The organism is Streptomyces sp. LS-MS-L19 (assembly GCF_058382285.1).
This window is the reverse complement of record NZ_JBYCLL010000001.1, coordinates 3,803,358-3,826,776: the sequence shown is the minus strand read 5'-3', so window position 1 is coordinate 3,826,776 and position 23,419 is coordinate 3,803,358. Positions and strand designations below refer to the sequence as shown.

20 protein-coding genes, 1 tRNA gene and 1 pseudogene are annotated in these 23,419 nt (G+C 71.9%); 19 read left to right on the top strand and 3 right to left on the bottom strand.

Translation table 11 applies throughout. From position 1 onward, the window contains the following. Positions 1 to 212 precede the first annotated feature (212 nt). From AC2XR2_RS16900 to AC2XR2_RS16845, 12 genes and pseudogenes are all read left to right on the top strand, one after another. Positions 213 to 785 (top strand): YqgE/AlgH family protein, encoded by a 573-nt coding sequence (locus tag AC2XR2_RS16900; protein WP_123761083.1) that lies wholly within the window; start codon positions 213 to 215, stop codon positions 783 to 785. 97 nt (positions 786 to 882) lie between these two features. Continuing rightward, a pseudogene (locus AC2XR2_RS16895) lies at positions 883 to 2,135 on the top strand (RNA-guided endonuclease InsQ/TnpB family protein). A 14-nt stretch (positions 2,136 to 2,149) separates the two neighbouring features. Further along, on the top strand, positions 2,150 to 2,425 hold the full coding sequence (locus AC2XR2_RS16890) for a DUF3039 domain-containing protein (protein WP_028809870.1): 276 nt from the start codon (positions 2,150 to 2,152) through the stop codon (positions 2,423 to 2,425). Positions 2,426 to 2,605: 180 nt separating this feature from the next. After that, positions 2,606 to 3,901 carry an extracellular solute-binding protein gene (locus AC2XR2_RS16885; RefSeq protein ID WP_491515481.1) on the top strand — a complete coding sequence of 432 codons (1,296 nt, stop codon included), beginning with the start codon at positions 2,606 to 2,608 and terminating at the stop codon, positions 3,899 to 3,901. After that, on the top strand, positions 3,898 to 4,788 hold the full coding sequence (locus AC2XR2_RS16880; RefSeq protein WP_491515480.1) for a carbohydrate ABC transporter permease: 891 nt from the start codon (positions 3,898 to 3,900) through the stop codon (positions 4,786 to 4,788). Before AC2XR2_RS16885 ends, AC2XR2_RS16880 begins: the two co-directional genes overlap by 4 nt. Positions 4,789 to 4,814: 26 nt before the next feature. Continuing rightward, on the top strand, positions 4,815 to 5,648 hold the full coding sequence (locus AC2XR2_RS16875) for a carbohydrate ABC transporter permease (protein ID WP_381304542.1): 834 nt from the start codon (positions 4,815 to 4,817) through the stop codon (positions 5,646 to 5,648). A 1-nt stretch (position 5,649) separates the two neighbouring features. After that, positions 5,650 to 7,281, top strand: coding sequence for a beta-N-acetylhexosaminidase (locus AC2XR2_RS16870; RefSeq protein WP_491515479.1), 1,632 nt, complete (start codon positions 5,650 to 5,652; stop codon positions 7,279 to 7,281). Between the two features lie 237 nt (positions 7,282 to 7,518). Next, a complete protein-coding gene (locus AC2XR2_RS16865) occupies positions 7,519 to 8,412 on the top strand; it encodes an FAD binding domain-containing protein (protein ID WP_062245691.1) in 894 nt (297 codons plus the stop codon). Beyond that, entirely contained in the window at positions 8,409 to 10,361 is a 1,953-nt protein-coding gene (locus AC2XR2_RS16860; protein WP_491515478.1) for a (2Fe-2S)-binding protein, read from the top strand. The genes AC2XR2_RS16865 and AC2XR2_RS16860 overlap by 4 nt, the downstream gene beginning before the upstream one ends. Continuing rightward, on the top strand, positions 10,358 to 12,667 hold the full coding sequence (locus AC2XR2_RS16855) for a xanthine dehydrogenase family protein molybdopterin-binding subunit (RefSeq protein ID WP_330266594.1): 2,310 nt from the start codon (positions 10,358 to 10,360) through the stop codon (positions 12,665 to 12,667). The genes AC2XR2_RS16860 and AC2XR2_RS16855 overlap by 4 nt, the downstream gene beginning before the upstream one ends. 81 nt (positions 12,668 to 12,748) lie before the next feature. Next, a complete protein-coding gene (locus AC2XR2_RS16850) occupies positions 12,749 to 13,282 on the top strand; it encodes an AAA family ATPase (RefSeq protein WP_491515477.1) in 534 nt (177 codons plus the stop codon). Positions 13,283 to 13,415: 133 nt separating this feature from the next. After that, complete coding sequence (locus AC2XR2_RS16845; RefSeq protein WP_381304522.1) at positions 13,416 to 14,573, top strand: SUKH-4 family immunity protein; 1,158 nt, start codon at positions 13,416 to 13,418, stop codon at positions 14,571 to 14,573. Here the strand turns inward: AC2XR2_RS16845 and AC2XR2_RS16840 are convergent. After that, positions 14,528 to 15,091: a heme-binding beta-barrel domain-containing protein gene (locus tag AC2XR2_RS16840; RefSeq protein WP_449349690.1), complete on the bottom strand. Its 564-nt coding sequence runs from the start codon at positions 15,089 to 15,091 to the stop codon at positions 14,528 to 14,530. The two genes, AC2XR2_RS16845 and AC2XR2_RS16840, sit on opposite strands and share 46 nt — an antisense overlap. 183 nt (positions 15,092 to 15,274) lie before the next feature. Between AC2XR2_RS16840 and AC2XR2_RS16835 the strand changes: the two genes are divergently transcribed. Together AC2XR2_RS16835 and AC2XR2_RS16830 are read left to right on the top strand one after the other, a co-directional pair. After that, the gene (locus AC2XR2_RS16835; RefSeq protein WP_449349591.1) at positions 15,275 to 15,784 is read left to right on the top strand and encodes a SigE family RNA polymerase sigma factor; all 510 of its coding nucleotides are present in this window, start codon (positions 15,275 to 15,277) and stop codon (positions 15,782 to 15,784) included. 60 nt (positions 15,785 to 15,844) lie between these two features. Continuing rightward, positions 15,845 to 16,546, top strand: a complete 702-nt coding sequence (locus AC2XR2_RS16830; RefSeq protein WP_491515476.1) for a hypothetical protein — start codon at positions 15,845 to 15,847, stop codon at positions 16,544 to 16,546. A gap of 62 nt (positions 16,547 to 16,608) precedes the next feature. Here AC2XR2_RS16830 and AC2XR2_RS16825 read toward each other — a convergent pair. Further along, positions 16,609 to 16,680: transfer RNA gene (locus AC2XR2_RS16825), tRNA-Cys, on the bottom strand. Between the two features lie 186 nt (positions 16,681 to 16,866). On the opposite strand from AC2XR2_RS16825, the gene AC2XR2_RS16820 reads away from it, so the two are divergent. From AC2XR2_RS16820 to AC2XR2_RS16800, 5 genes are all read left to right on the top strand, one after another. Continuing rightward, positions 16,867 to 18,339 carry an MFS transporter gene (locus tag AC2XR2_RS16820; RefSeq protein ID WP_381304514.1) on the top strand — a complete coding sequence of 491 codons (1,473 nt, stop codon included), beginning with the start codon at positions 16,867 to 16,869 and terminating at the stop codon, positions 18,337 to 18,339. A gap of 12 nt (positions 18,340 to 18,351) precedes the next feature. Beyond that, positions 18,352 to 18,549 carry a hypothetical protein gene (locus tag AC2XR2_RS16815; protein ID WP_449349615.1) on the top strand — a complete coding sequence of 66 codons (198 nt, stop codon included), beginning with the start codon at positions 18,352 to 18,354 and terminating at the stop codon, positions 18,547 to 18,549. Then, positions 18,549 to 18,917 carry a type II toxin-antitoxin system death-on-curing family toxin gene (locus AC2XR2_RS16810; RefSeq protein WP_381304510.1) on the top strand — a complete coding sequence of 123 codons (369 nt, stop codon included), beginning with the start codon at positions 18,549 to 18,551 and terminating at the stop codon, positions 18,915 to 18,917. Before AC2XR2_RS16815 ends, AC2XR2_RS16810 begins: the two co-directional genes overlap by 1 nt. A 131-nt stretch (positions 18,918 to 19,048) precedes the next feature. Next, positions 19,049 to 20,839, top strand: coding sequence for a DEAD/DEAH box helicase (locus tag AC2XR2_RS16805; RefSeq protein ID WP_330266602.1), 1,791 nt, complete (start codon positions 19,049 to 19,051; stop codon positions 20,837 to 20,839). A 305-nt stretch (positions 20,840 to 21,144) separates the two neighbouring features. Further along, positions 21,145 to 21,786 carry an IclR family transcriptional regulator gene (locus AC2XR2_RS16800; RefSeq protein ID WP_031041623.1) on the top strand — a complete coding sequence of 214 codons (642 nt, stop codon included), beginning with the start codon at positions 21,145 to 21,147 and terminating at the stop codon, positions 21,784 to 21,786. A 45-nt stretch (positions 21,787 to 21,831) separates the two neighbouring features. Here AC2XR2_RS16800 and AC2XR2_RS16795 read toward each other — a convergent pair whose 3' ends face one another. Further along, on the bottom strand, positions 21,832 to 23,412 hold the full coding sequence (locus AC2XR2_RS16795) for a PucR family transcriptional regulator (RefSeq protein ID WP_449349616.1): 1,581 nt from the start codon (positions 23,410 to 23,412) through the stop codon (positions 21,832 to 21,834). Positions 23,413 to 23,419: the final 7 nt, after the last annotated feature.

Genomic DNA, 23,419 nt, shown 5'->3' with positions numbered 1-23,419 from the left:
AAGGGTAATCGCCGCCCACCCCCCTTCTGTAAGCCCAAGTGCCGCCCAGTCACGTCATAGCTCTGTCACAACACGAACCGCTAGGTGTCGGGCACATGGGGTCACGGGCGCCTGGCGTGCGCTTCCGGCGCATCGTTGCGCTCTGAGCTGCATCCACTCCCGGACAGGCATTGCCTCCCCACGCGAAGGGAAGATGCGGGATCATGTCTGGCATGACCGAGGTGTCCTCGCTCACAGGGCGGTTGCTCGTGGCAACGCCCGCCCTGGCGGACCCGAACTTCGACCGCGCGGTGGTGCTCCTTCTCGACCACGACGAGGAGGGCTCGCTCGGCGTCGTCCTCAACCGGCCCACCCCGGTGGACGTCGGGGACATCCTGGAGGGCTGGGCCGACCTCGCGGGCGAGCCCGGTGTGGTCTTCCAGGGCGGCCCGGTCTCCCTCGACTCGGCCCTGGGGGTCGCCGTCATTCCCGGCGGCGGAGCTGTCGACGGTGCCCCGCTGGGCTGGCGCAGAGTGCACGGCGCGATCGGACTGGTCGACCTGGAGGCCCCGCCCGAGCTGCTCGCCTCGGCCCTCGGCAGCCTGCGCATCTTCGCCGGGTACGCCGGCTGGGGCCCCGGTCAGCTGGAGGACGAGCTGGTGGAGGGCGCCTGGTACGTCGTCGAGTCGGAACCCGGCGACGTCTCCTCCCCGTCCCCGGAAAGACTCTGGCGCGAGGTCCTGCGCCGCCAGCGCAACGAGCTCGCGATGGTGGCCACCTACCCGGACGACCCTTCGCTCAACTGACCCCGGCCGAGGACATCCACGAGGGTGGATCGCTCTTTCGAGCGACTGAAACCGAGTTCGAATGTGGCGCCTGGTTCTGGGCCGTAGCGTCGCGCCCATGAAGCTGGTCGTGCAGGTGAGGCTCTTGCCGTCGTTGGACCAGGCGGCAGCGCTCGCGAGGACCCTGCGCGCCTGCAACGAGGCGGCCACGTGGGTCAGTGAGGTGGCTTTCGAGAAGGACGCGAAGAACAACTTCGCCCTGCGCAGGCTCACCTACGCCGAAGTGAGGACGACATGGGGGCTGGGCGCGCAGGCGGCCCAGCATGTGGTGAAGAAGACGTGTGACGCGTACGCAGCCCTGCGGGCGAACCTGAAGGCCGGGAATCTGGGCAGGCCGGGCTCACAACGCCACCGTAGGGTGATCGAGAAGCCGATTGTCTTCCGTGTGGATGGTGCGCAGCCCTACGACGACCGGATGCTGTCCTGGCAGATTGCTGGGCGCCGCATCTCGATCTGGACGACGGCGGGCGGATGAAGGACGTGGAATTCACTGCCTCACCGGAACAGCTGACCACGCTGGCCAGGTACCGCAAGGGCGAGTCCGATCTGGTGTGCCGGGACGGTTTGTGGTTTCTACTGGCGACCTGTGAGGTGCCCGAGGCCCCGCCGAACACCGAACCCGCAGACTTTCTCGGTGTCGATCTGGGGATCGTGAACATCGCCACCACCTCCGACGGCGAGATCATGGCCGGACGGCAGCTCAACCGCATCCGGGTCCGGGAGCGGAAGCTGCGGACCACACTGCAAAAGAAGACCACCCCGTCCGCCAAGCGCCGCCTGAAGAAGCGCAGGCGCAAGGAACTGCGGCGGGCGAAGGACATCAATCACAAGATCGCGAAGCATGTGGTGGCCGAGGCTGAACGCACCGGTCGTGGGATCGCCCTGGAAGACCTGACAGGCATCCGCGAGCGGGTACGGCTTCGAAAGCCCCAACGGGCCACCCACTCCAGCTGGGCCTTTGCCCAGCTGGGGCAGTTCATCGCGTACAAGGCCCGCCGGGCGGGGGTGCCGGTGGTGTACGTGGATCCGGCGTACACCTCGCGGGCCTGTGCCGAGTGCGGGCACTGTGACAGGGCGAACCGGGTCTCGCAGGCCTGGTTCGCATGCCGGTCCTGCGGATTCGTTGATCACGCGGACCGGAACAGCTCCCGCAACATCCGTGCTCGCGCGTGGGAGTTGTGGCGATGCGGGGCCCTGTCAACGGCCCCTGTTTCACTGCCGCGCCAGCGGAGTGGGACTGGACGCAAACGCAGCATCACTGCCAGTGGTGCCCGTTGTGCAAGCCAGGGACCCAGAGTTCCCGGCGGTTGATTACCCTTGGCCGTATGAGCACTCTCGAGCCCGAGCGCGGGACTGGTACGGGGACCCTCGTCGAGCCCACGCCGCAGACTTCCCACGGCGACGGCGACCACGAGCGCTTCGCCCACTACGTCCAGAAGGACAAGATCATGGCGAGCGCCCTCGACGGGACTCCCGTCGTGGCGCTGTGCGGCAAGGTGTGGGTACCCGGCCGCGATCCCAAGAAGTACCCCGTGTGCCCCATGTGCAAGGAGATCTACGAGTCCATGGGTTCCGGGGACGACGAGGGCGGCGACAAGTAGGACCGCTGTCCCGCTGAGCTTCGCGAGGCCCCTGGGGTGCGCTGTGTGCGCCCCAGGGGCCTTTCGCGTGTCACGGATTGGTTGAGACCTCTTGTGGGCGTGTTCATGCAAGCCATAACCTCCGTTGCGTTGAGCGAAACCGTCATTGCATATGTTGCAACGCGTCCGGAGGATCACTCCATGAAGCTCTCCCCCCACCTCCCCTCCCTGCTCCTCGCCGCCCTGGTCGTCACCGCCTGCGCCCCCCAGACCTCCTCCAACTCCTCCTCCGACAAGGACGAGAAGACCGGCACCCTGCGCGTCTGGCTCTTCCAGGAGGTCGGCAACAAGCCGAAGGAGAGGGTCGTCGACTCCGTCGTCACCGCCTTCGAGAAGGCCCACAAGGACACCGAGGTCGACGTCGAGTACATCCCGGTCGAGACCCGCGCCCAGCGCGTCAAGGCCGCCTTCAACGACCCGTCCTCCGCACCCGACGTGATGGAGTACGGCAACACCGACACCGCCGGCTACGTGAAGGACGGCGGACTCCTCGACGTCACCGAGGAGTTCGGCGACTGGAGCGAGTCCAAGGACACCGACCCCACCGCGCGGACCTCGGTCACCGTGGACGGCAAGGTGTACGGCTCGCCCTTCTACGTCGGCGTCCGCGCCCTGTACTACCGGACCGACGTCTTCAGGGAACTCGGCCTCGAAGTGCCCAAGACCATGGCCGAGTTGGCCACCACCGCCCGCAAGATCCGCGCCGCGAAACCCGAGTTGTACGGCCTCGTCGTCGGCGGCGCCTACACCTACGGCGCGATGCCCTTCCTCTGGGCCAACGGCGGCGAACTCGCCACCGGCAAGGGCGGGTCGTACGCCTCGGCGATCTCCGGCGCCGACGCCCAGAAGGGCATCAAGGAGTACACCTCGCTCTTCACCGACGACAACTGCCCCGCCGCCAAGTGCGCCGGCATGGGCGGCAACGACACCATCACCGCGTTCGCGGCGGGCAAGGCCGGCATGGCGATCGGCGGCGACTTCAGCCATACCGCGGTGGAGGCCGGGAAGGTCAAGGGCAAGTACGCGGTGGTGCCGCTGCCGGGGGTCTCGGCCGGGTCGATCGCTCCCGCGTTCGCCGGCGGCAACAACATCGGCGTACTGAAGAGCACTTCGCACCGGACGCTGGCCGTCCAGCTGATGGAGCAGCTCACCTCGAAGAAGACCCAGGCGTCGATGTTCGACGCGATGGGCTTCCTGCCGACCTTCGGGAACGTCCGGGACCGGGTCGCCACGGAGCATCCGTACGTGAAGCCGTTCGCGCGGACCCTCGCGGCCGGGACGAAGTTCGTGCCCGCCTCGCCCGGCTGGTCGCAGATCGACTCCTCGCTGGTGCTGCCGACGATGTTCCAGGAGGTCATCAGCGGCAGGAAGAGCGTGGCCGCGGCCTCCGGGGAAGCGGCCAAGAAGATGGACGCCGCGTTCGGGTCCGTCGGGTGACCTCGGTGACCCACCGCACCACCTGGACCCCCTGGCTCTATCTCGCGCCCGCCCTCGTCGTCCTCGCCGGACTGCTCGTCTACCCGATCTACCAGCTGGGCCTGATCTCCTTCTTCCAGTACACCCAGGCCCAGGTCAGCGGCGGCGAGGCCACCACTTTCGAGGGGTTCTCGAACTACTCCGCACTGTTCTCCGACCCCGAGTTCTGGCGGGTGCTGCTGGCCACCGTGCTGTTCGCGGCCGCCTGTGTCGTCTCCACACTCGCGGTCGGCTGCGCGCTCGCCGTGCTGCTCACGCGCGTGCGTGCCGTGCCGCGGCTGGCGCTCATGCTGGCCGCGCTCGGCGCGTGGGCGACACCCGCGGTGACCGGGTCGACGGTCTGGCTGTTCCTCTTCGACCCCGACTTCGGCCCGGTCAACCGCCTGTTCGGCCTCGGCGACCACTCGTGGACGTACGGCCGGCTCAGCGCGTTCTTCCTCGTCCTGCTCGAAGTCGTCTGGTGCTCCTTCCCGTTCGTCATGGTCACGGTCTACGCCGGTATCCGCGCCGTCCCGTCCGAGGTGCTGGAGGCCGCCGCGCTGGACGGCGCCTCGCAGTGGCGGATCTGGCGCTCGGTGCTCGCGCCGATGCTCCGGCCGATCCTGACCGTCGTCACCATCCAGTCGGTGATCTGGGACTTCAAGGTCTTCACCCAGATCTACGTCATGACCAACGGCGGCGGCATCGCGGGCCAGAACCTCGTCCTCAACGTCTACGCCTACCAGCAGGCGTTCGCCTCCTCGCAGTACAGCCTCGGTTCGGCGATCGGGGTCGTGATGCTGCTGATCCTGCTCGCGGTGACGCTGGTGTACCTGCGACTGCTGCGCCGGCAGGGGGAGGACCTGTGAATCTTCCACGACCGAACGCGCCACGGCTGAATCTCCTACGGCGCCCCTGGCGCACCGCCGCCGAGGCCGCGACGCTGCTCATCGCGGTCGTCGTCGCCTTCCCCCTCTACTGGATGGTCCTCGGCGCCTTCAAACCGGCCGGGGAGATCGAGTCGACCGAGCCCCGGCCCTGGACGCTCGCGCCCTCGCTGGATTCCTTCCGGCGCGTGTTCGGGCAGCAGGATTTCGGTCGGTATTTCGTCAACAGCCTTGTCGTCGCGTGCAGTGTCGTGATCATCTCGGCGCTGATCGCGTTTCTCGCGGCGACCGCCGTCACGCGATTCCGCTTCCGCTTCCGGACCACCTTGCTGATCATGTTTCTGGTGGCCCAGACGGTGCCCGTGGAGGCCCTCACCATCCCCTTGTTCTTCCAGATGCGGGACTTCGGTCTGCTGAACACCCTGGGGTCGCTGATCCTGCCCCACATCGCCTTCTCGCTGCCCTTCGCGATCTGGATGCTGAGGGGGTTCGTGAAGGCCGTACCGGAAGCCCTGGAAGAAGCCGCGTACATCGACGGGGCGAGCCGCGCGCGATTCCTGTGGCAGATTCTGTTCCCGCTCGTCCTGCCCGGCCTGGTGGCCACGAGTGTGTTCTCCTTCATCTCGGCCTGGAACGATTTCCTCTTCGCCAAGTCGTTCATCATCAGCGACACTTCGCAGTCGACGCTGCCGATGGCCCTGCTGGTCTTCTACAAGCCGGACGAGCCGGACTGGGGCGGGGTCATGGCCGCGTCCACGGTCATGACCATTCCGGTGCTGGTGTTCTTCGTACTCGTACAGCGACGCCTGGTCTCGGGGCTGGGCGGAGCGGTAAAGGACTGACGTGACTTCACTGATTCCGGTGCCCGGTGTCCAGCGGCATCCGACGGTGGGCGGGTTCGTGCTCGACGAGAGCACGGTGCTCGACGCCGGGCCCGGCACCGAGGCGACCGCGCGGTGGCTGCGCGGCACGCTCGGTGCCGTCACCGGGCTGGCCCTGGCCCCCGGCGCGGGGGACGACGGCGAGACCATCCGGCTGCGGGTCAGCCCCGAGGACGCGGGCCATCTCGGTCCGGAGGGCTACAAGCTCTACGTCAACGGGGACGACATCACCATCCACGGCGGTGGGCCGGCCGGGGTGTTCTGGGGCGCCCAGACGCTGCGTCAGCTGCTCGGCCCCGAGGCGTTCCGGCGGGCGCCCGTCGACCCCGGCCGGCGATGGCAGCTTCCCGGCACGTTCGTCGAGGACTCCCCACGGTTCCGCTGGCGCGGCCTGATGCTCGACGTGGCCCGGCACTTCATGCCCAAGGACGGGGTCCTGCGCTACCTCGATCTGATGGCCGCGCACAAACTCAACGTGTTCCACTTCCACTTGACGGACGACCAGGGCTGGCGCGTCGAGATCAAGAGGCACCCCCGGCTCACCGAGGTGGGCTCATGGCGGGCGCGGACCAAATTCGGCCACCGGGCCTCACCGCTGTGGGAGGAGAAGCCGCACGGTGGCTTCTACACCCAGGACGACATCCGCGAGATCGTCGCCTACGCGGCCGAACGGCATATCACCGTCGTCCCCGAAATCGACGTACCGGGACACTCGCAGGCGGCCATCGCCGCATACCCGGAACTGGGCAACACCGATGTCATCGACACGTCCTCCCTGTCGGTCTGGGACAACTGGGGCATCTCCCTGAACGTACTCGCCCCCACTGACAACACCCTTCGCTTCTACGAGGGCGTGTTCGAGGAACTGCTGGAGCTGTTCCCCTCCGAGTTCATTCACATCGGCGGCGACGAATGCGCCAAGGAGCAGTGGCGGGAGTCGCCTTCGGTCCAGGCCCGGATCGGGGAACTCGGCCTCGCGGACGAGGACGAGTTGCAGTCCTGGTTCATCGGACACTTCGACAAGTGGCTGACCGCGCGCGGGCGCAGGCTCATCGGCTGGGACGAGATCCTGGAGGGCGGACTCGCTCCGGGAGCCGCCGTCTCGTCCTGGCGCGGTTACCAGGGCGGGATCGCGGCCGCACGCGCCGGCCACGACGTCGTCATGTGCCCCGAGCAGCACGTGTACCTGGACTACCGCCAGGACGCCGGCGAGGACGAGCCGGTGCCGATCGCCTACGTCCGCACCCTGGAGGACGTGTACCGGTTCGAACCCGTTCCACCGCACCTGACCTCTGCCGAGGCCGCGCACGTGCTCGGTACGCAGGCCAATCTGTGGACCGAGGTGATGGAGGACCACGCGCGCGTGGACTACCAGGCGTTCCCGCGGCTCGCGGCCTTCGCCGAGGTGGCCTGGAGCGGCCTGCCCGCCCCGGCGGAACGGGACTTCGCGGACTTCGAGCGGCGGATGGCCGCCCACTACGAGCGACTTGACGCCCTGGGCGTCGGCTACCGGCCGCCGACGGGCCCGCTGCCGTGGCAGAAACGGCCCGGGGTGCCCGGCCGGCCCATCGAGGGGGCGCCCCCGAACAGGTAGGGGAAAAAAGACCTCAAGCGTCACCGAAGAGTGTCAATCGGTGCGTGCCGGTGATGCCGGACGAAAACGGACCATCTCCCTGATGGGGTGGGCGAATGCCGCCGAACGCCTCCTAGCGGACCCCTGTCTTCGGGTGTTGCGAAGATGTGCCAGAGTTGCCACGTCCGCCCTGTCAGCACGTACCGTACGGCAGCAACGGGGCAGGACCAGGTGGGGCAGCGGGAAGGGGCAGCCGGTTTGACCACGCACGCACCGCAGGCGGCGCAGTCCGTCACGCTGCCCACGACGCTGGACGAGGCGGTGGCGGCCCTCACGGCCATGCCCGCCGCCGTGCCCGTCGCGGGCGGCACCGACCTGATGGCCGCCGTCAACTCCGGACAGCTCCGGCCCGCCGCCCTCGTCGGCCTCGGCCGGATCAGCGAGATCCGCGGCTGGCAGTACCAGGACGGGCACGCCCTGCTCGGCGCCGGACTCACGCACGCGCGCATGGGCCGCCCCGACTTCGCCGCCCTCATCCCGGCCCTCGCCGCCGCCGCGCGCGCCGCGGGCCCGCCGCAGATCCGCAACGCGGGCACCCTGGGCGGCAACATCGCCTCCGCGGCCCCGACGGGCGACGCACTGCCCGTGCTCGCCGCCCTGGAGGCGACCCTGATCATCGCGGGCCCGGACGGCGCCCGCCGCGAGATGCCGGTCTCGCACCTGCTGGCCGGCATGGAGATGCTGCGCGCCGGAGAGCTCATCGGCTTCGTGCGCGTGCCCCTGCTGCACGCCCCGCAGGTCTTCCTCAAGGTCACGGGGCGTACCGGACCGGGCCGCGCGATGGCCTCCGTCGCGCTGGTCCTGGACCCGGCCCGGCGCGGGGTCAGGTGCGCCGTCGGTGCCATAGCGCCGATGCCGCTGCGGCCCCTGGACGCCGAGCAGTGGGTGGCCCGGCTCATCGACTGGGACAACAACCGCGCGCTCGTCCCGGAGGCGCTGGAGGCCTTCGGCGAGTACGTCGCCGCGGCCTGCATCCCCGACCCGGCGCCGGCCCCGGACGGCTCCGTACCGCAGCATCCGCCCGCCGTTCTGCACCTGCGGCGCACCGTCGCCGCGCTGGCCCGACGAGCACTGGGGAGGGCACTGTCGTGACCGACGACCAGCACGGAGAGGGCACGCCCCGGTCCGCGGGCCGCTGGGACCCGCTCCCTCAGGGCGACTACGACGACGGCGCGACCGCCTTCGTCAAGCTGCCCGAAGGGGGCATCGACGCCCTTCTGGCCTCCGCCGACAGTCCGCTCGCGGCGCCCGGTCACGGCTATGTGCCGCCGCGGATAACGGCCGCTCCGGGCCAGGGCGACGGGACCGACCCGGGCGCGTGGGGCGCGCCGGCCGAGGGCTCCGGCTGGCCGGACGCCAACGCCGTGCCGCCGGGCCAGACCGGACAGTTCACGTACAACCCCGCGAGCACCCAGCAGTGGAACGTCGAGGACACCGCGGCGGCACCCGCCCCCGGCCACGACGTCACCGGCCAGTGGTCGATCCCCGTCGCGGGCGGCGACCTCCCGGACGAATCGGGCGAGTTCACCACGTCGTCCCTGGTCGAGCAGTGGGGCGGCACCCCGCCGGCCACCCTGCCGGGCGGCGCGGCCGCGCCCTGGGCGACCCAGCCGGCGCAGCCGTGGGGGGACCAGGGCCAGGGCGGCGCGGGAGCGGGCCCCGAGCACGGCGAACCCGGCGACACCGGGCACACGCACGTGCCGCACGGCGACGGACACGGTGGCTTCGAGAGCGAACGCGGAGGCTTCGAGGACGGGCGCGGGGACTTCGGGGAGGGGCGCGGCGAAGGCTTCGACGGCGGCCACCGGGGCGGCTTCGAGGACGGTCGCGGTGACGGCTTCGACGGCGGTCGCGGTGACGGCTTCGAGGACGGCCGTCGTGAGGGGTTCGAGGGCGGTCACGGTGGCGGGCCGGAGGACGGTCACGCGCACGTGCCCGGCGACGGCCACGCGCATGTGCCCGCCGGTGACGGAGTCGGAGGGGCCGACGACCGCCACGACGACCCGGCCGGTGACCCGCCAGTGCCGTCCGCCGCGCACACCGGGCACCCGCACGCCGAGCCCGGCGTGGCGGCCCACGACCCCGCACGGCCGCACGGCGACACCGACGGCCACGGCCTCACCGTGCCCCACGACGGCTCCGCCGAGCCCTACGAGGACAGCCCCTCCGCGCCCGCCTCAGAGCCCACTCCCGGCGCCGGAGGCACCTCCGGGGGCCCCGGAGCCTCCGAGGGCGCCCAAGGGGCCGTAGAAGCCGCTGACGGCCCCGACGAGCCCGGCGCTGAGCACACCGCCGCCGACGGCGACGACGAGCCGGGACCGGACACCGCCGAGGAGCACGCGGGCGACTCCGACGAGCGCCCCGACGACCAGGCCCCCGCGGCCCCCGGCGAGGAACACCCCCTCGCCGCCTACGTCCTGCGCGTCAACGGCGTCGACCGGCCCGTCACCGACGCCTGGATCGGTGAGTCGCTGCTCTACGTGCTGCGCGAGCGGCTCGGGCTCGCCGGCGCCAAGGACGGCTGCTCGCAGGGCGAGTGCGGGGCCTGCAACGTCCAGGTCGACGGGCGGCTCGTGGCCTCCTGCCTGGTGCCCGCCGTGACCGCCGCCGGCAGCGAGGTCCGTACCGTCGAGGGACTCGCCGAGGACGGCCGCCCCTCGGACGTGCAGCGGGCGCTCGCCCGGTGCGGCGCCGTGCAGTGCGGCTTCTGCGTGCCGGGCATGGCGATGACCGTGCACGACCTGCTGGAGGGCAACCCCGCCCCCACCGAGCTGGAGACCCGCCAGGCGCTGTGCGGCAACCTCTGCCGCTGCTCCGGCTACCGGGGTGTCGTCGACGCCGTCAAGGAAGTCGTCGCCGAGCGCGAGGCCCACGCGGCGGCCGACGCTGAGACGGACGGCGACGAGGCACGTATTCCGCACCAGGCGGGCCCCGGGGCCGGCGGCGTCCACCAGTCGGCGTTCGACTCGCCGGGATTCCCGGGCACCTCAGGACCGCATGAGCAGGCGTACGGACAGGGACAGGACGGAGGCCAGGCGTGACCAACGAAGCCGCCACCGCGACCACCGCCGCGGAGGCAGCACCCGCCCCCGAGCCGATTCCGCACGGCCTCGGCGTCTCCCTGCCGCCCGCCGACGCGCGCGCGAAGACCGAGGGCACCTTCCCGTACGCGGCCGACCTGTGGGCCGAGGGCCTGCTGTGGGCCGCCGTCCTGCGCTCCCCGCACGCGCACGCGCGCATCGTGTCCATCGACACCTCACACGCGCGTGAGATGCCAGGAGTCCGCGCGGTCGTCACCCACGAGGACGTCCCCGGCAGCCCCGTGCACGGCCGCGGCAGAGCCGACCGCCCGGTGTTCGCCTCCGAGGTCGTACGCCACCACGGCGAGCCCATCGCGGCCGTCGCCGCCGACCACCCCGACACCGCGCGGATGGCCGCGGCCGCCGTCATCGTCGAGTACGAGGTCCTGGACCCGGTCACCGACCCGGAGCTGGCCTTCGAGGCCGAGCCGCTGCACCCCGACGGCAACCTGGTCCGCCACATCCCGCTCCAGCACGGCGACCCCTCCGTGACCGGCGAGATCGTCGTCGAGGGCCAGTACCGCATCGGCCGCCAGGACCCCGCGCCCATCGGCGCCGAGGCCGGCCTCGCCGTGCCCCGCCCCGACGGCGGCGTGGAGCTGTACCTCGCCTCCACCGACCCGCACACCGACCGCGACACCGCCGCCGCCTGCTACGGCCTGGAGCCCGAACGCGTCAAGGTCGTCGTCACCGGTGTCCCCGGCGCCACCGCCGACCGCGAGGACCAGGGCTTCCAGCTCCCGCTCGGCCTGCTCGCCCTCAAGACGGGCTGCCCGGTGAAACTGACGGCCACGCGCGAGGAGTCCTTCCTGGGCCACGTGCACCGTCATCCCACGCTCCTGAGATACCGCCACCATGCCGACGCGGACGGCAAGCTGGTCAAGGTCGAGGCGCAGATCCTGCTCGACTCGGGCGCCTACGCCGACACCTCCTCGGAGGCCCTGGCCGCCGCCGTGGGCTTCGCCTGCGGGCCGTACGTCGTCCCGAACGCCTTCATCGAGGGCTGGGCCGTACGCACCAACAACCCGCCCTCCGGCCATGTCCGCGGCGAGGGCGCGATGCAGGTCTGCGCCGCCTACGAGGCGCAGATGGACAAGCTGGCCAAGAAGCTGGGCGTCGACCCGGCGGAACTGCGCCTGCGGAACGTACTGGCGACGGGGGACGTGCTCCCGACGGGCCAGACGGTCACCTGCCCGGCCCCGGTCGCCGAACTGCTCCAGGCCGTACGGGACTTCCCGCTGCCCGCGCTGCCCAAGGACACCCCCGAGGACGAGTGGCTGCTGCCCGGCGGCCCCGAGGGCGCGGGCGAACCGGGCGCGATCCGCAGGGGCGTCGGCTACGGGCTCGGCATGGTGCACATGCTCGGCGCGGAGGGCGCGGACGAGGTGTCCACGGCGACCGTACGGGTCCAGGACGGCGTCGCGACGGTGCTCTGCGCGGCCGTGGAGACCGGTCAGGGCTTCACCACGCTGGCCCGGCAGATCGTCCAGGAGACCCTCGGCATCGACGAGGTGCACGTGGCCCCCGTCGACACCGACCAGCCTCCCGCGGGCGCGGGCGCGCGTGGCCGCCACACCTGGGTCTCCGGCGGCGCGGTGGAACGCGCGGCCAAGATGGTCCGCACCCAGCTGCTCCAGCCCCTGGCGCACAAGTTCGGCATGTCCACCGAGCTGCTCCAGATCACCGACGGCAAGATCACCTCGTACGACGGCGTCCTGTCCACGACCGTCACCGAGGCCATGGACGGCAAGGAGCTGTGGGCCACGGCGCAGTGCCGTCCGCACCCCACGGAGCCGTTGAACGAGGCCGGCCAGGGTGACGCCTTCGTCGGCATGGCGTTCTGCGCGATCCGCGCGGTCGTCGACGTCGACATCGAGCTCGGCTCGGTGCGCGTGGTCGAGCTGGCGCTCGCCCAGGACGTCGGCCGGATCCTCAACCCCGCCCAGCTGGAGGCCCGTATCGAGGCGGGCGTCACGCAGGGCGTCGGGATAGCGCTCACGGAGAACCTGCGCAGCGCGCGCGGACTGATCCGGCACCCGGACCTCACCGGGTACGCGCTGCCGACGGCCCTGGACGCGCCCGACATCCGGATCGTCAAGCTCGTCGAGGAGCGGGACGTGGTCGCCCCGTTCGGCGCGAAGGCGGCCAGCGCGGTACCGGTGGTCACCTCCCCGGCGGCGATCGCCTCCGCCGTACGGGCCGCGACGGGGCGTCCGGTGAACCGGCTGCCGATCCGGCCGCAGGCGGCGGTGGTGACGGAGCGGTGAGTGCTGCGGCCGTGGGGGTCGTGGTGGGCGGCGTCCGTTTCGGGTGAGCCGGGAGTTGCCCGGGGCGGCGGGGGAGCTCGGGTGAACGGCGTCGTGCTCGTCACGGGCGTGATGGCGGCAGGGAAGTCGACGGTCGCGCAGGCGCCGGCGGAGCGGTTGCCGCGGGCGGCGCATGTGCGCGGGGACGTGTTCCGGCGGATGATCGTGTCCGGGCGCGAGGAGTACACCCCCGGGGCCTCCGACGAGGCACTCTCCCAACTCCGCCTGCGCTACCGGCTGTCGGCCGCCACGGCGGACGCGTACGCCGGGGCCGGGTTCACGGCCGTGGTCCAGGACGTGGTGCTGGGCGAGGAACTGACCGGGTACGTCCGACTGGTCAGGACCCGCCCGCTGTACGTCGTCGTCCTGGCGCCGGACGCGGGAACGGTGGCCGCCCGGGAGGCGGCCCGGGCGAAGACGGGCTACGACGGCGCGGCCTGGACGGTCCCCGCGCTGGACGAGGCACTGCGGGCGGCGACGCCGCCGATCGGCCTGTGGCTGGACACCTCCGGACAGACCCCCACCGAGACGGTGGAGGCGATTCTCGCGGGCCGGGAACGCGCGAGGGTGCTGTGACGTCTCCTTGATACGGGGGCGTTGTCAGTGGTGGCGCGTAGTGTTCTGGGCAGTGGGGGACGCGCGCCGGGCCCGACCGGGTCGCCGTGCTGTGCCCAGCCGGGGGACTGCGTACGAAGCACACGGGGGAACCATGAGCACGACCGACGCCGCCGTAGCGGCGATCAGACTGACCGAGGACGAACTGCGTCCGTACATCACGCATGCCTCGACCCGCAGCTGGCTCAGCGGGCCCGGACTACCCGGGAACAGCGACCTGTTCAGCTTCGAGGAGCTGCGCCGCCAGGGCCTGCGGACCGTGGCGGACTCGACGTCCGACCCGGGCGGCCGGCTCAGCGAGGAGCTGCGCGACCAGCTGGTGATAGGCGGACTCACGGACCTGTACGGCAGGGAGCGCGAGTCGGTCCTGCTGGACGGAGCGACCGGCGAGGTCTCGACGACGGCGTTCTTCCACGCCCGCCCCGACCTGATGGGCCGCACCCCGCTGGCCCCTTCCCTGCCCACCCTGGTCCGCTTCGCGACGGCGACGGACGAACTGACCGAGGTACGCGGCCAGTTCGCCTCCTACGCCGGCCGCTTCGGTCCTACGGCGGTGGAGGAGGCGACGCGCCAGCTGCTGACGGTGTTCGAGGAGGGCACGGGCGGTGACGTGCCGACGTTCTGGAAGATCGCGGCCCTGATCCGCCCCCTGGCCCTGGTGGCCGGCCCGGGCACGGACTCCGGTCTGGCGCTCGACCTCCCGCCGCGCCTTTTGGACCACGAGTTCGGCCGGAACATGGTCGCCCGCTTCGAGGACATCGACTTCCCGTCCACGCTCACGCACGCCCCGACCCGCCGTTTCCTCGCGGAGACGGGCCTGCCCGAGGACGGCGTCCTCTTCCACACCGACCCGGACGCCCCGCTGCCGACCCTGGCGGAGCACCAGGCCGACCGGCTGGTCGCCCTCCCGCCCAGGGCGGATCACCTGATCGTCCTCGGTCACCTCATCGAGGACAACACCCTGGTGGTCGACGGGGAGACGGGCGCGGTCCTGAACTGGAGCGAGCGCGAAGCGACCCTGCACCCCCTGAACACCGACATCTCCACGCTCGCCTTCACCCTCTGGCTCCTGCACCGCGAACGCCGGATAGACGAGTCCCTCGCCCACGAACTGACCAACACCCTCTACGCCCAGGTCGCCAAGACGATGATCCGGGCCCTGTCCACCATCGACCCGACGGGCACGACGACGGACGAGGACTGGCACTACTGGACGGAACTGTTCCAGGACGAGGCGGGCGGGGTGCTCTGACCGGCCTCGCGCCGCAGGGTGGCGGTGAGGTGGTGCTGCAAGGGCTGCCCGACCGCGGCGAGGTCGTGGACGAACGTGAAGGTGTCGGCGCCGGAGACGGTGTCGGGGTCGGTGTCGGGGCCGGCCAGGGTGTATCGGCGGCGGGTCGCGGTCACGTCCTTGGCGGTGGGGGTGAGGGCCACCGTGTGCGTCTCGAGATCCACGGCGCCCTCTCCCGCCTGTCCGGTCAGGATCTCGGTGATGCCGGTGGGCTGGGTGATCAGCGCCTCCACCCGCCCGTCGGCCTGGAGCCGCCACCATCCGCTCTCCCGGGCCGCCGGACGCAGCGGCGCCCCGTTCCCGTCGAGCAGCCAGGCACGGGCCTCGTAGCGGAGGAAGGGCCGCCCGTCGTGACTGAAGCTGACCTCCTGCGCGTACGTGAAGTCGCCGTCGAGCGTCGGATACCCACCCTGCCCCCGCCCCCGCCACAGGCCCAGAAACCCGAGCACCGGCCCGAGCAGCGGGTGCGGAGCGGGCATCTCGCCCTCCCTGAAGCCATCGGGATAGGGCTGCCCCGCCACGGTCTCCGACACGTCCGGCCTCCTCGCTCGCACCACTGCCGACCGCAAGCGTAGGGCGCCGACGGATTCCTGCTTCTCAGGGTGGGACGTAACGCCGGCGCCACAGCGTCTTCAGAGTGTGGACGACGAACAGGATCTCGGATGAAGCGCCGGTACGAAGAGGAATTCATGGCGTTCGCCGCTGCGCGAACCGCACCTCTGTTCCGCTCCGCGTGTGTGCTCACCAGCGGTGACGCACACCTCGCGGAGGATCTGGTGCAGGACACACTGGGCCGGGTGTATGCCAACTGGCGCAGGATCGCGCAGGTGGACGACCCGGCGGCGTACACCCACACCGTCCTCGTACGGACCTACCTGTCCTACCGCCGCCGGCGCAGCAGCTCCGAGCGGCCCACCGACACCCTGCCGGACTCCGGTGCCGCCCCCGAGCACGACACCACGCTGCGGGTCACCTTGCTCGACGCGCTCGGCCGGCTCTCCGCCCGGGACCGGGCCGTGCTGCTCCTGCGCTACTGGGAGGACCGCAGCGTCGAGCAGACCGCCGCGATTCTCCAGATCCGGCCGGGCGCGGTACGCAACCAGAGCATGCGCGCGCTGGCCCGGATCCGGGACCTTCTGGGCCACGACCCGTCCGAGCTCGTCAGCCCCTGACCCCGGTGCCGCGGCACCCACCTCGCCCTTCGCACCGACTCCGAAACGCGGTGACCCGCCATGCCCCACGAAGAAGACTTCACCGAAGCCCTCCGCACCACCCTCCTGACCATCTCCCCGCCCGACACACCGTCACTTGTCCAGGCCGGCGTCCGCAACGGCCGGCGCAGGCGCCGCCGCCGTGCCGCGGCGCTGGGCGTGAGCGGGGCTGCGGTACTCGCGCTGGTCGGGCTGGGCGCGACGCTCGGCCCCGGCCTGCTGTCCGACGGACGAGCGACGGACCCCGCGCCGCCCGGCAGCTCGGCCCCGGCCACAACCGCCCCGGCCACACCGAAACCGACCTTCACCGGCACGCTGCCCGCCAACCGCGCCCTGGCCACACTGAGCGCGCTGCTGCCGACCGGCCTGACCCGTTCGACGCCGCCCGGCGGCGGGCAGTCCGGGCAGCTGTGGGTGGACGACGGCCACGGCACGTCACTGCTCGAGGTGCACGTCTCCCGCCAGACCTCCACGACCGAGATCCGCAAGCAGGTCTTCGCCGGCGCGACCCCCCTGCCCGACGGCACCCTGATCCAGTCCCGCCAGTCCCCACCCGGCACGACCCCCGGCCACCAGACGGTGAACGTACTGCGCCCCGACGGCCTCTACGTGACCCTCATGCAGTGGCAGGCCCCGACCCAGAACGCCCCCGCAACCCGAACGACCCCACTCCTGACCCCGGCCCAACTACGGACCATCGCAACGAGCCCACGCTGGCAGTAACGGGCAAGGGCGACACCCCTGCTGGGATGCCGCCCTTGCGTTTCACCTGGTCAGACAACTTGAGGCCGTGGCGGGAATCGAACCCGCGTAACTCGCTTTGCAGGCGAGTCCCTGAACCACTCGGGCACACGGCCGGGTCAGTGGAATGACCGTATGGCGGGGGTGGCGGTGGCTCAAGGGGATCGTGGGGGCTGCAACGGGACTGCCATACGCCGTTCATGAACGGGGCGGCGGCCGTCGTGGTCGTACGACCAACGTCTGAGGTCCAGGTGGGCTTTTGACAGGGGTCAAACCGGAGTTCGGGCCTTACGCTGGCTCGCATGGCAGCCCTGGAACCGCGTGGTGTCGGTGTTGATGATGATCCTGGAGTTTCGGCCGGTCGGGAGGGCGCGGAGGGGGTGCTGGGGCGTTCCTACCGGGCGCTCAGTGTGGGGATCGTGTCCGTCGTCGTGCTGATCGCGTTCGAGGCGACCGCCGTGGGGACCGCCATGCCCGTTGCCGCGCGGGAGTTGGACGGGGTCGGGCTGTACGCGTTCGCGTTCTCCGGGTACTTCACCACCAGCCTCTTCGGCATGGTCCTCAGCGGGCAGTGGGCCGATCGGCGGGGGCCGGTCGGGGCGCTGACCGCGGGGATCGCCGCGTTCGGGGCCGGGCTGCTGCTGTCCGGGACCGCCGGGGCGATGTGGTTGTTCATTCTCGGGCGGGCCGTGCAGGGGTTCGGCGGCGGGCTGGTCATCGTCGCGCTCTACGTCGTCGTCGGACGGGCCTATCCCGAGCGGTTGCGGCCCGCGATCATGGCCGCGTTCGCGGCGGGGTGGGTCGTGCCGTCCGTCGTGGGGCCCCTCGCGGCCGGCGCGGTGACCGAACATCTCGGCTGGCGGTGGGTGTTCGTCGGGATTCCCGTGCTGGTCGTCTTCCCGCTGGGCCTGGCCCTTCCGCAGATACGACGACGCGCCGCGGGTCCCGTGGACGGCAAGTCCCCCGGCGGCTTCGACCGGCGGCGCATCCGTCTCGCCCTCGGGATCTCCCTCGGCGCCGGGCTCCTCCAGTACGCCGCCCAGGATCTACGGCTCCTCTCCCTGCTCCCCGGCCTCGCGGGCGCCGCGCTGCTCGTGCCGGCCGTGCTCGGGCTGCTGCCGCGCGGCACCTACCGCGCGGCGCGCGGGCTGCCCTCCGTCGTGCTGCTGCGCGGGGTCGCCGCGGGGTCCTTCGTCGCCGCCGAGTCCTTCGTGCCGTTGATGCTGGTCACCCAGCGGGGGCTGTCGCCGACGCTCGCCGGGTTCTCCCTGGCGGCCGGCGGCGGGACCTGGGCGCTGGGGTCGTGGGTGCAGTCCCGGGCGCGGGTGGAGCCGTACCGGGAACGGCTGATGACCGCGGGGATGGTGCTGGTCGCTGCCGCGATCGCCGCCGCGCCGAGTGTGCTGATCCCCTCGGTGCCGGTCTGGACCGTCGCCGTCGCGTGGGGCTTCGGCTGCTTCGGGATGGGGCTGGTGATCGCCTCCACCAGCGTCCTGCTGCTGCAGTTGTCCGCCCCGGAGGACGCCGGCAGCAACTCCGCCGCCCTCCAGATCTCCGACGGGCTCGCCAACGTCGTGCTGCTGGCGGCGGGCGGGGCGGCCTTCGCGGCGCTGGGCGGCGGCGCGGTGAGCCCTACGGCCACACAGACGTCGGGCTCCCACCCGGCCGCGTTCGCCGTGGTGTTCCTGCCGATGGCGGGGGTGGCGTTGGTGGGCGCGTGGGTGACGACGCGGCTGCATGCCAAAACCGGTGTGCCACCGACTGGTACCACCTAGTACCGTCGGCCCATGGCTGGACTGAACCTGCGTTTCACGGACGAAGAGCTCGACGCCCTGCGTGAGCGCGCCGCTGCGGAAGGGCGGAGCATGCAGGCTTTCGCCCACGACGCGGTGATCGCGGCCGTCAACGAGCACTCACGGCTGTTCGACGAGGCAGCCGAGCACGTGCTGAAGGCCAGTGCCGAGCTGAACCGGAGGCTCGCCTGATGCACTACCTCACGCTTCCCGAACAGCTGGACCTCGCGCAGCGGCTCGGGGCCGACGAGGTGCGCGATTACGGGCTCGTCGACTCGGCGCTGGCCCGGCCCCGGTCGAGCGTGTTCGGGCAGGACGCCTACCCGGACGTGTGGCAGAAGGCCGCGGCCCTGATGGAATCCCTGGCCCGCAACCATGCCCTCGTCGACGGGAACAAGCGCATCTCCTGGTACGCGGCCTGGGTCTTCCTGCACATGAACGGCCACCCGCTGGACGCGGACTTCGACGTCGACGAGGCCGAGCAGTTCGTGCTGGACGTGTGCCAGGGTCACCTGGACGTGCCCCGGATCGCGGCCCGTCTGCCGCGCTTCGCACGGTGACTGTGACCTCGGTCCCACCCACCCCCGCCCCGGCCCCGTCCACGCGTTGACAGGAGCGGGCCGCCGGTAAGGTGACCCGGTCTTCATACACAGCCGAGGACACGCCCAGCCGCTCGACCCCGACGGAGACCGTGACTACCACCGCCGCCTCCTCCCACCACCTTTCCCCGGCCTTCCCCGGCCGCGCCCCCTGGGGTACCGCCAACAAGCTGCGTGCCTGGCAGCAAGGGGCGATGGAGAAGTACGTCCAGGAGCAGCCGCGTGACTTCCTGGCGGTCGCGACCCCGGGCGCCGGCAAGACGACCTTCGCGCTCACCCTCGCCTCCTGGCTGCTGCACCACCACGTCGTGCAGCAGGTGACCGTCGTCGCACCGACCGAGCACCTGAAGAAGCAGTGGGCCGAGGCGGCGGCGCGGATAGGGATCAAGCTGGACCCCGAGTACAGCGCGGGGCCGCTCGGCAAGGACTACCACGGGGTCGCCGTCACCTACGCGGGCGTCGGCGTACGGCCCATGCTGCACCGCAACCGCGTCGAGCAGCGCAAGACCCTCGTCATCCTCGACGAGATCCACCACGCCGGTGACTCCAAGTCCTGGGGCGAGGCCTGCCTGGAGGCCTTCGAACCGGCCACCCGACGGCTCGCGCTCACCGGTACGCCCTTCCGGTCCGACACCAACCCGATCCCCTTCGTGACGTACGAGGAGGGGAACGACGGGATCCGCAGGTCCGCCGCCGACTACACCTACGGCTACGGCAACGCGCTCGCCGACCACGTCGTGCGGCCCGTCATCTTCCTCTCCTACAGCGGCAACATGCGCTGGCGCACCAAGGCGGGGGACGAGATCGCCGCCCGGCTCGGCGAGCCCATGACCAAGGACGCGATCAGCCAGGCCTGGCGCACCGCGCTCGACCCGCGCGGTGAGTGGATGCCGAGCGTGCTGCGGGCCGCCGACCAGCGGCTGACCGAGGTCCGCAAGGCCATCCCGGACGCCGGTGCCCTCGTCATCGCCTCCGACCAGGACTCCGCGCGCGCCTACGCCAAGCTGATCCGCGAGATCACCGGCAGCAAGGCGACCCTCGTCCTGTCCGACGACGCCGGGGCCTCGAAGCGGATCGACGACTTCAGCGGCAGCAACGACCGGTGGATGGTCGCCGTACGCATGGTGTCGGAGGGCGTCGACGTCCCGCGGCTGGCGGTCGGGGTGTACGCCACCACCATCTCCACGCCGCTCTTCTTCGCCCAGGCCGTCGGCCGTTTCGTACGGTCCCGGCGGCGCGGCGAGACCGCCTCCGTGTTCCTCCCGACCGTCCCCGACCTCCTCACCTTCGCCAACGAGATGGAGGTGGAGCGGGACCACGCCCTCGACAAGCCGAAGAAGGAGGGCGAGGAGGACCCGTACGCCGAGTCCGAGAAGGAGATGGAGGAGGCGAACAAGGAGCAGGACGAGGACACCGGCGAGCAGGAGCAGTTCTCCTTCGAGGCGCTGGAGTCCGAGGCCGTCTTCGACCGCGTCCTCTACGACGGCGCCGAGTTCGGTATGCAGGCGCACCCGGGGAGCGAGGAGGAGCAGGACTACCTCGGCATCCCGGGGCTGCTCGAACCCGACCAGGTGCAGCTCCTGCTCCAGAAGCGGCAGGCCCGGCAGATCGCGCACAGCCGCAAGAAGCCGGACTCCGAGGCCGACCTGCTGGAGCTGCCCGCCGAGCGGCGGCCCGTCGTCTCGCACAAGGAGATGATGGAGCTCCGCAAGCAGCTCAACACCATGGTCAGCGCCTACGTCCACCAGAGCGGCAAGCCGCACGGCGTGATCCACACCGAGCTGCGCAGGGTGTGCGGGGGGCCGCCGAGCGCGGAGGCCACGGCCGGGCAGCTGCGGCAGCGGATCGCCAAGGTGCAGGAGTGGGCCACCCGGATGCGGTGACGCCCGCGACCGCTCGCCGACGGCGTCTGTCACTCCGTACGTATCAGGACAAACGGAGTGGTCCGTACCGGCCGCTGCCCGGATTCTGGACGGAGGCTTCCGCTGAGCGAACCCGCTTCGCTACTGTCCCGCTACGCACACGCCCCGTGGCAGCGCCGCCGCGGAGCGCAGCCGTGAAGCGACGCGGCCCGGAACAGACCGGGCCGCCGGCCGATCGGCGGCCTCTGAAGCGCGTCACCGACGGGACCTGGTGACGCATCCGCCGCGAGGGGCTGCCGACCTCACCACTTGGAGGAGTGGGCGTCGTGACCGCGGAGACCTCTCAGACGCTTGACCGGGGACTGCGCGTCCTCAAGCTCCTGGCCGACACGGACCACGGGCTCACCGTCACCGAGCTTTCCAACAAACTGGGCGTGAACCGGACCGTGGTCTACCGGTTGCTGGCCACGCTGGAGCAGCACGCCCTCGTACGACGGGATCTGGGCGGTCGTGCCCGGGTCGGGCTCGGGGTGCTGCGGCTGGGGCGCCAGGTGCATCCGCTGGTACGGGAGGCCGCGCTGCCGGCGCTGCGGTCGCTGGCCGAGGACATCGGGGCGACGGCGCATCTCACGCTGGTGGACGGCGCGGAGGCGCTCGCCGTGGCCGTCGTGGAGCCCACCTGGACGGACTACCACGTGGCCTACCGCGCCGGTTTCCGGCATCCCCTGGACCGCGGTGCCGCGGGCCGGGCGATCCTCGCGGCCCGGCAGCAGGGCTTCGGGGAGCCGGGGTACATGCTGACCCACGGCGAGCTGGAGGCGGGGGCGAGCGGTGCGGCGGCGCCCCTGCTCGGGGTCACCGGCGTCGAGGGCAGCGTCGGCGTCGTGATGCTGGCCGACGCGGTGCCGGAGCGAGTGGGACCACGGGTGGTGGACGCGGCCCGCGAGGTCGCGGAGGCGCTGCGCTGACCTACGCCCGCATCCGCCCAGCCTCCTTCCCCGCCTCCGCCCTCGTCAGCCGTACACCGGTCCCAACCCCGCCAGCACCCGCAACTGAAGCCACAGCACCAGCCGTTCGTCGGGGTCGTCCAGGTCGATTCCGAAGAGCTGCCGCACCTGCCGCAACCGGTAGCGGCACGTGTTGGGATGCACGGCGAGCAGCTTCGCCGCCCCCGCCATGTCGCACCCCGCGTCGAACCAGCACACCAGCGTGCGCGCGTGGTCCGTTCCGTGCTCCTCGTCGTGGGCCAGCACCGTCCGCCACGAACCCGCGCTCAACTCCCGCCGCTGACCGAGCACTTCGGCGAGACGCAGCAGTGTGACCCGGGGCCGGACCTCGTCGACCGTGGCCACCGGCAGTGCAGGGGCCGGCAGCCGCAGCACCAGGTCGGCGTCCGCCCGCGACCCCGCCACCTCCCCGAGCCCCGCCACCACCGCGCCCAGCCCCGCCCGCACCGGCACCCTGAGCGCCTGCCCGGCCCGCGCCACGATGTGCTCCGCCAGCCGCCGGTGCCGGCCCCCGGCGTGCTCCCCGACCGCCGGCAGCACCGCGTACACCACCCCGTCGACCAGCACACACGCGTGCCGCCCGTAGCGGGCCTCGCAATTCAGCCGTACGACGTCCAGCAGCCGCAGCCCGGTCTGCTCGGTGTCCGGGCGGCTCGCCGTGTCCCCGTCGTCCGGGAGGCCCGCCGTGTCCAGCGCGAACGCGGCCACCCGCAGCGGTCCCTCGACGCCCAGCCGAGCCGCCGACCCGGCCGCGTCCGCCGTCCCGTCCAGCACCCGCCGCAGCAGGTCGCCGGTCCGGTGCCGGGCCAGCTCCTGGGCCGCGCGCGCCCGCAGCAGCAACAGCGCCGCCGTCGACGCCCCCTGTACGAGCGTCTCGGCCGCGTCCGCCGCGAGGGTGCCGCCGTCCACCACCCACACCGAGCCCAGGGTCTCCCCGCCGGCCCGGACGGCCATCGCGAGGCGGGGCAGGGCGCCCTGCCGGAGCGCGGGCAGCCGTACCGGGGCGTCGGCCGCGAACAGCGTCCGGTACTGCTCGGTGTTGCCCGAGCCGGTCGGCACCTGGAGGCCCAGGATGCCCTGGCGGCGGTCCTCGTCGACCGGCTGCCCGGGGACCGTGGAGTAGGCGAGGATCCGCCGGCGGGGGTCCTCGACCGCGGTGGCCCCGCCGGTCGCCGCCGCGATGGCGTCGGCCAGCGCGAACAGGTCGCCCTGGCCGCCCGCCGACGACACCGGACGGGCGCCGACCGCCGAGGCGAGCAGCAGGTGCGCCTGGTGCCAGGCGGTGTCCTCGGGGACGGACAGCAGCGCCACCCCGCACGCCTCCGCCTCGGCCGCCGGGCCGTCCGGTCCGCGCACCACCAGACCGGTCATCCCGGCCTCCGCGGCGGCCCGCGCCAACGGCCCGGTCGCCGCCGCCCGCGTCCCGACCGCCAGCAGCAGCGCGCCCGGCGTCCGGGGGAGCGGGGCCTGGGCGTCGTACAGGACGACCTCGGTGACGGGGGCGCCGAGCCCGGCGGGGGCGGAGTGCAGGCGCAGCGAGGTGCCGCCGACGACGTCGAGGAGGTCGCCGAGGGTGCAGGCGTCCATGGGTGCC

Bases quoted from the DNA above. Each gene is read 5' to 3' on its own strand.
- AC2XR2_RS16900 (WP_123761083.1), top strand. From the start codon at position 213: ATGACCGAGGTGTCCTCGCTCACAGGGCGGTTGCTCGTGGCAACGCCC.
- AC2XR2_RS16890 (WP_028809870.1), top strand. From the start codon at position 2,150: ATGAGCACTCTCGAGCCCGAGCGCGGGACTGGTACGGGGACCCTCGTC.
- AC2XR2_RS16885 (WP_491515481.1), top strand. From the start codon at position 2,606: ATGAAGCTCTCCCCCCACCTCCCCTCCCTGCTCCTCGCCGCCCTGGTC.
- AC2XR2_RS16845 (WP_381304522.1), top strand. From the start codon at position 13,416: ATGAGCACGACCGACGCCGCCGTAGCGGCGATCAGACTGACCGAGGAC.
- AC2XR2_RS16840 (WP_449349690.1), bottom strand. From the start codon at position 15,091: ATGCCCGCTCCGCACCCGCTGCTCGGGCCGGTGCTCGGGTTTCTGGGC.
- AC2XR2_RS16835 (WP_449349591.1), top strand. From the start codon at position 15,275: ATGAAGCGCCGGTACGAAGAGGAATTCATGGCGTTCGCCGCTGCGCGA.
- AC2XR2_RS16830 (WP_491515476.1), top strand. From the start codon at position 15,845: ATGCCCCACGAAGAAGACTTCACCGAAGCCCTCCGCACCACCCTCCTG.
- AC2XR2_RS16820 (WP_381304514.1), top strand. From the start codon at position 16,867: ATGGCAGCCCTGGAACCGCGTGGTGTCGGTGTTGATGATGATCCTGGA.
- AC2XR2_RS16815 (WP_449349615.1), top strand. From the start codon at position 18,352: ATGGCTGGACTGAACCTGCGTTTCACGGACGAAGAGCTCGACGCCCTG.
- AC2XR2_RS16810 (WP_381304510.1), top strand. From the start codon at position 18,549: ATGCACTACCTCACGCTTCCCGAACAGCTGGACCTCGCGCAGCGGCTC.
- AC2XR2_RS16795 (WP_449349616.1), bottom strand. From the start codon at position 23,412: ATGGACGCCTGCACCCTCGGCGACCTCCTCGACGTCGTCGGCGGCACC.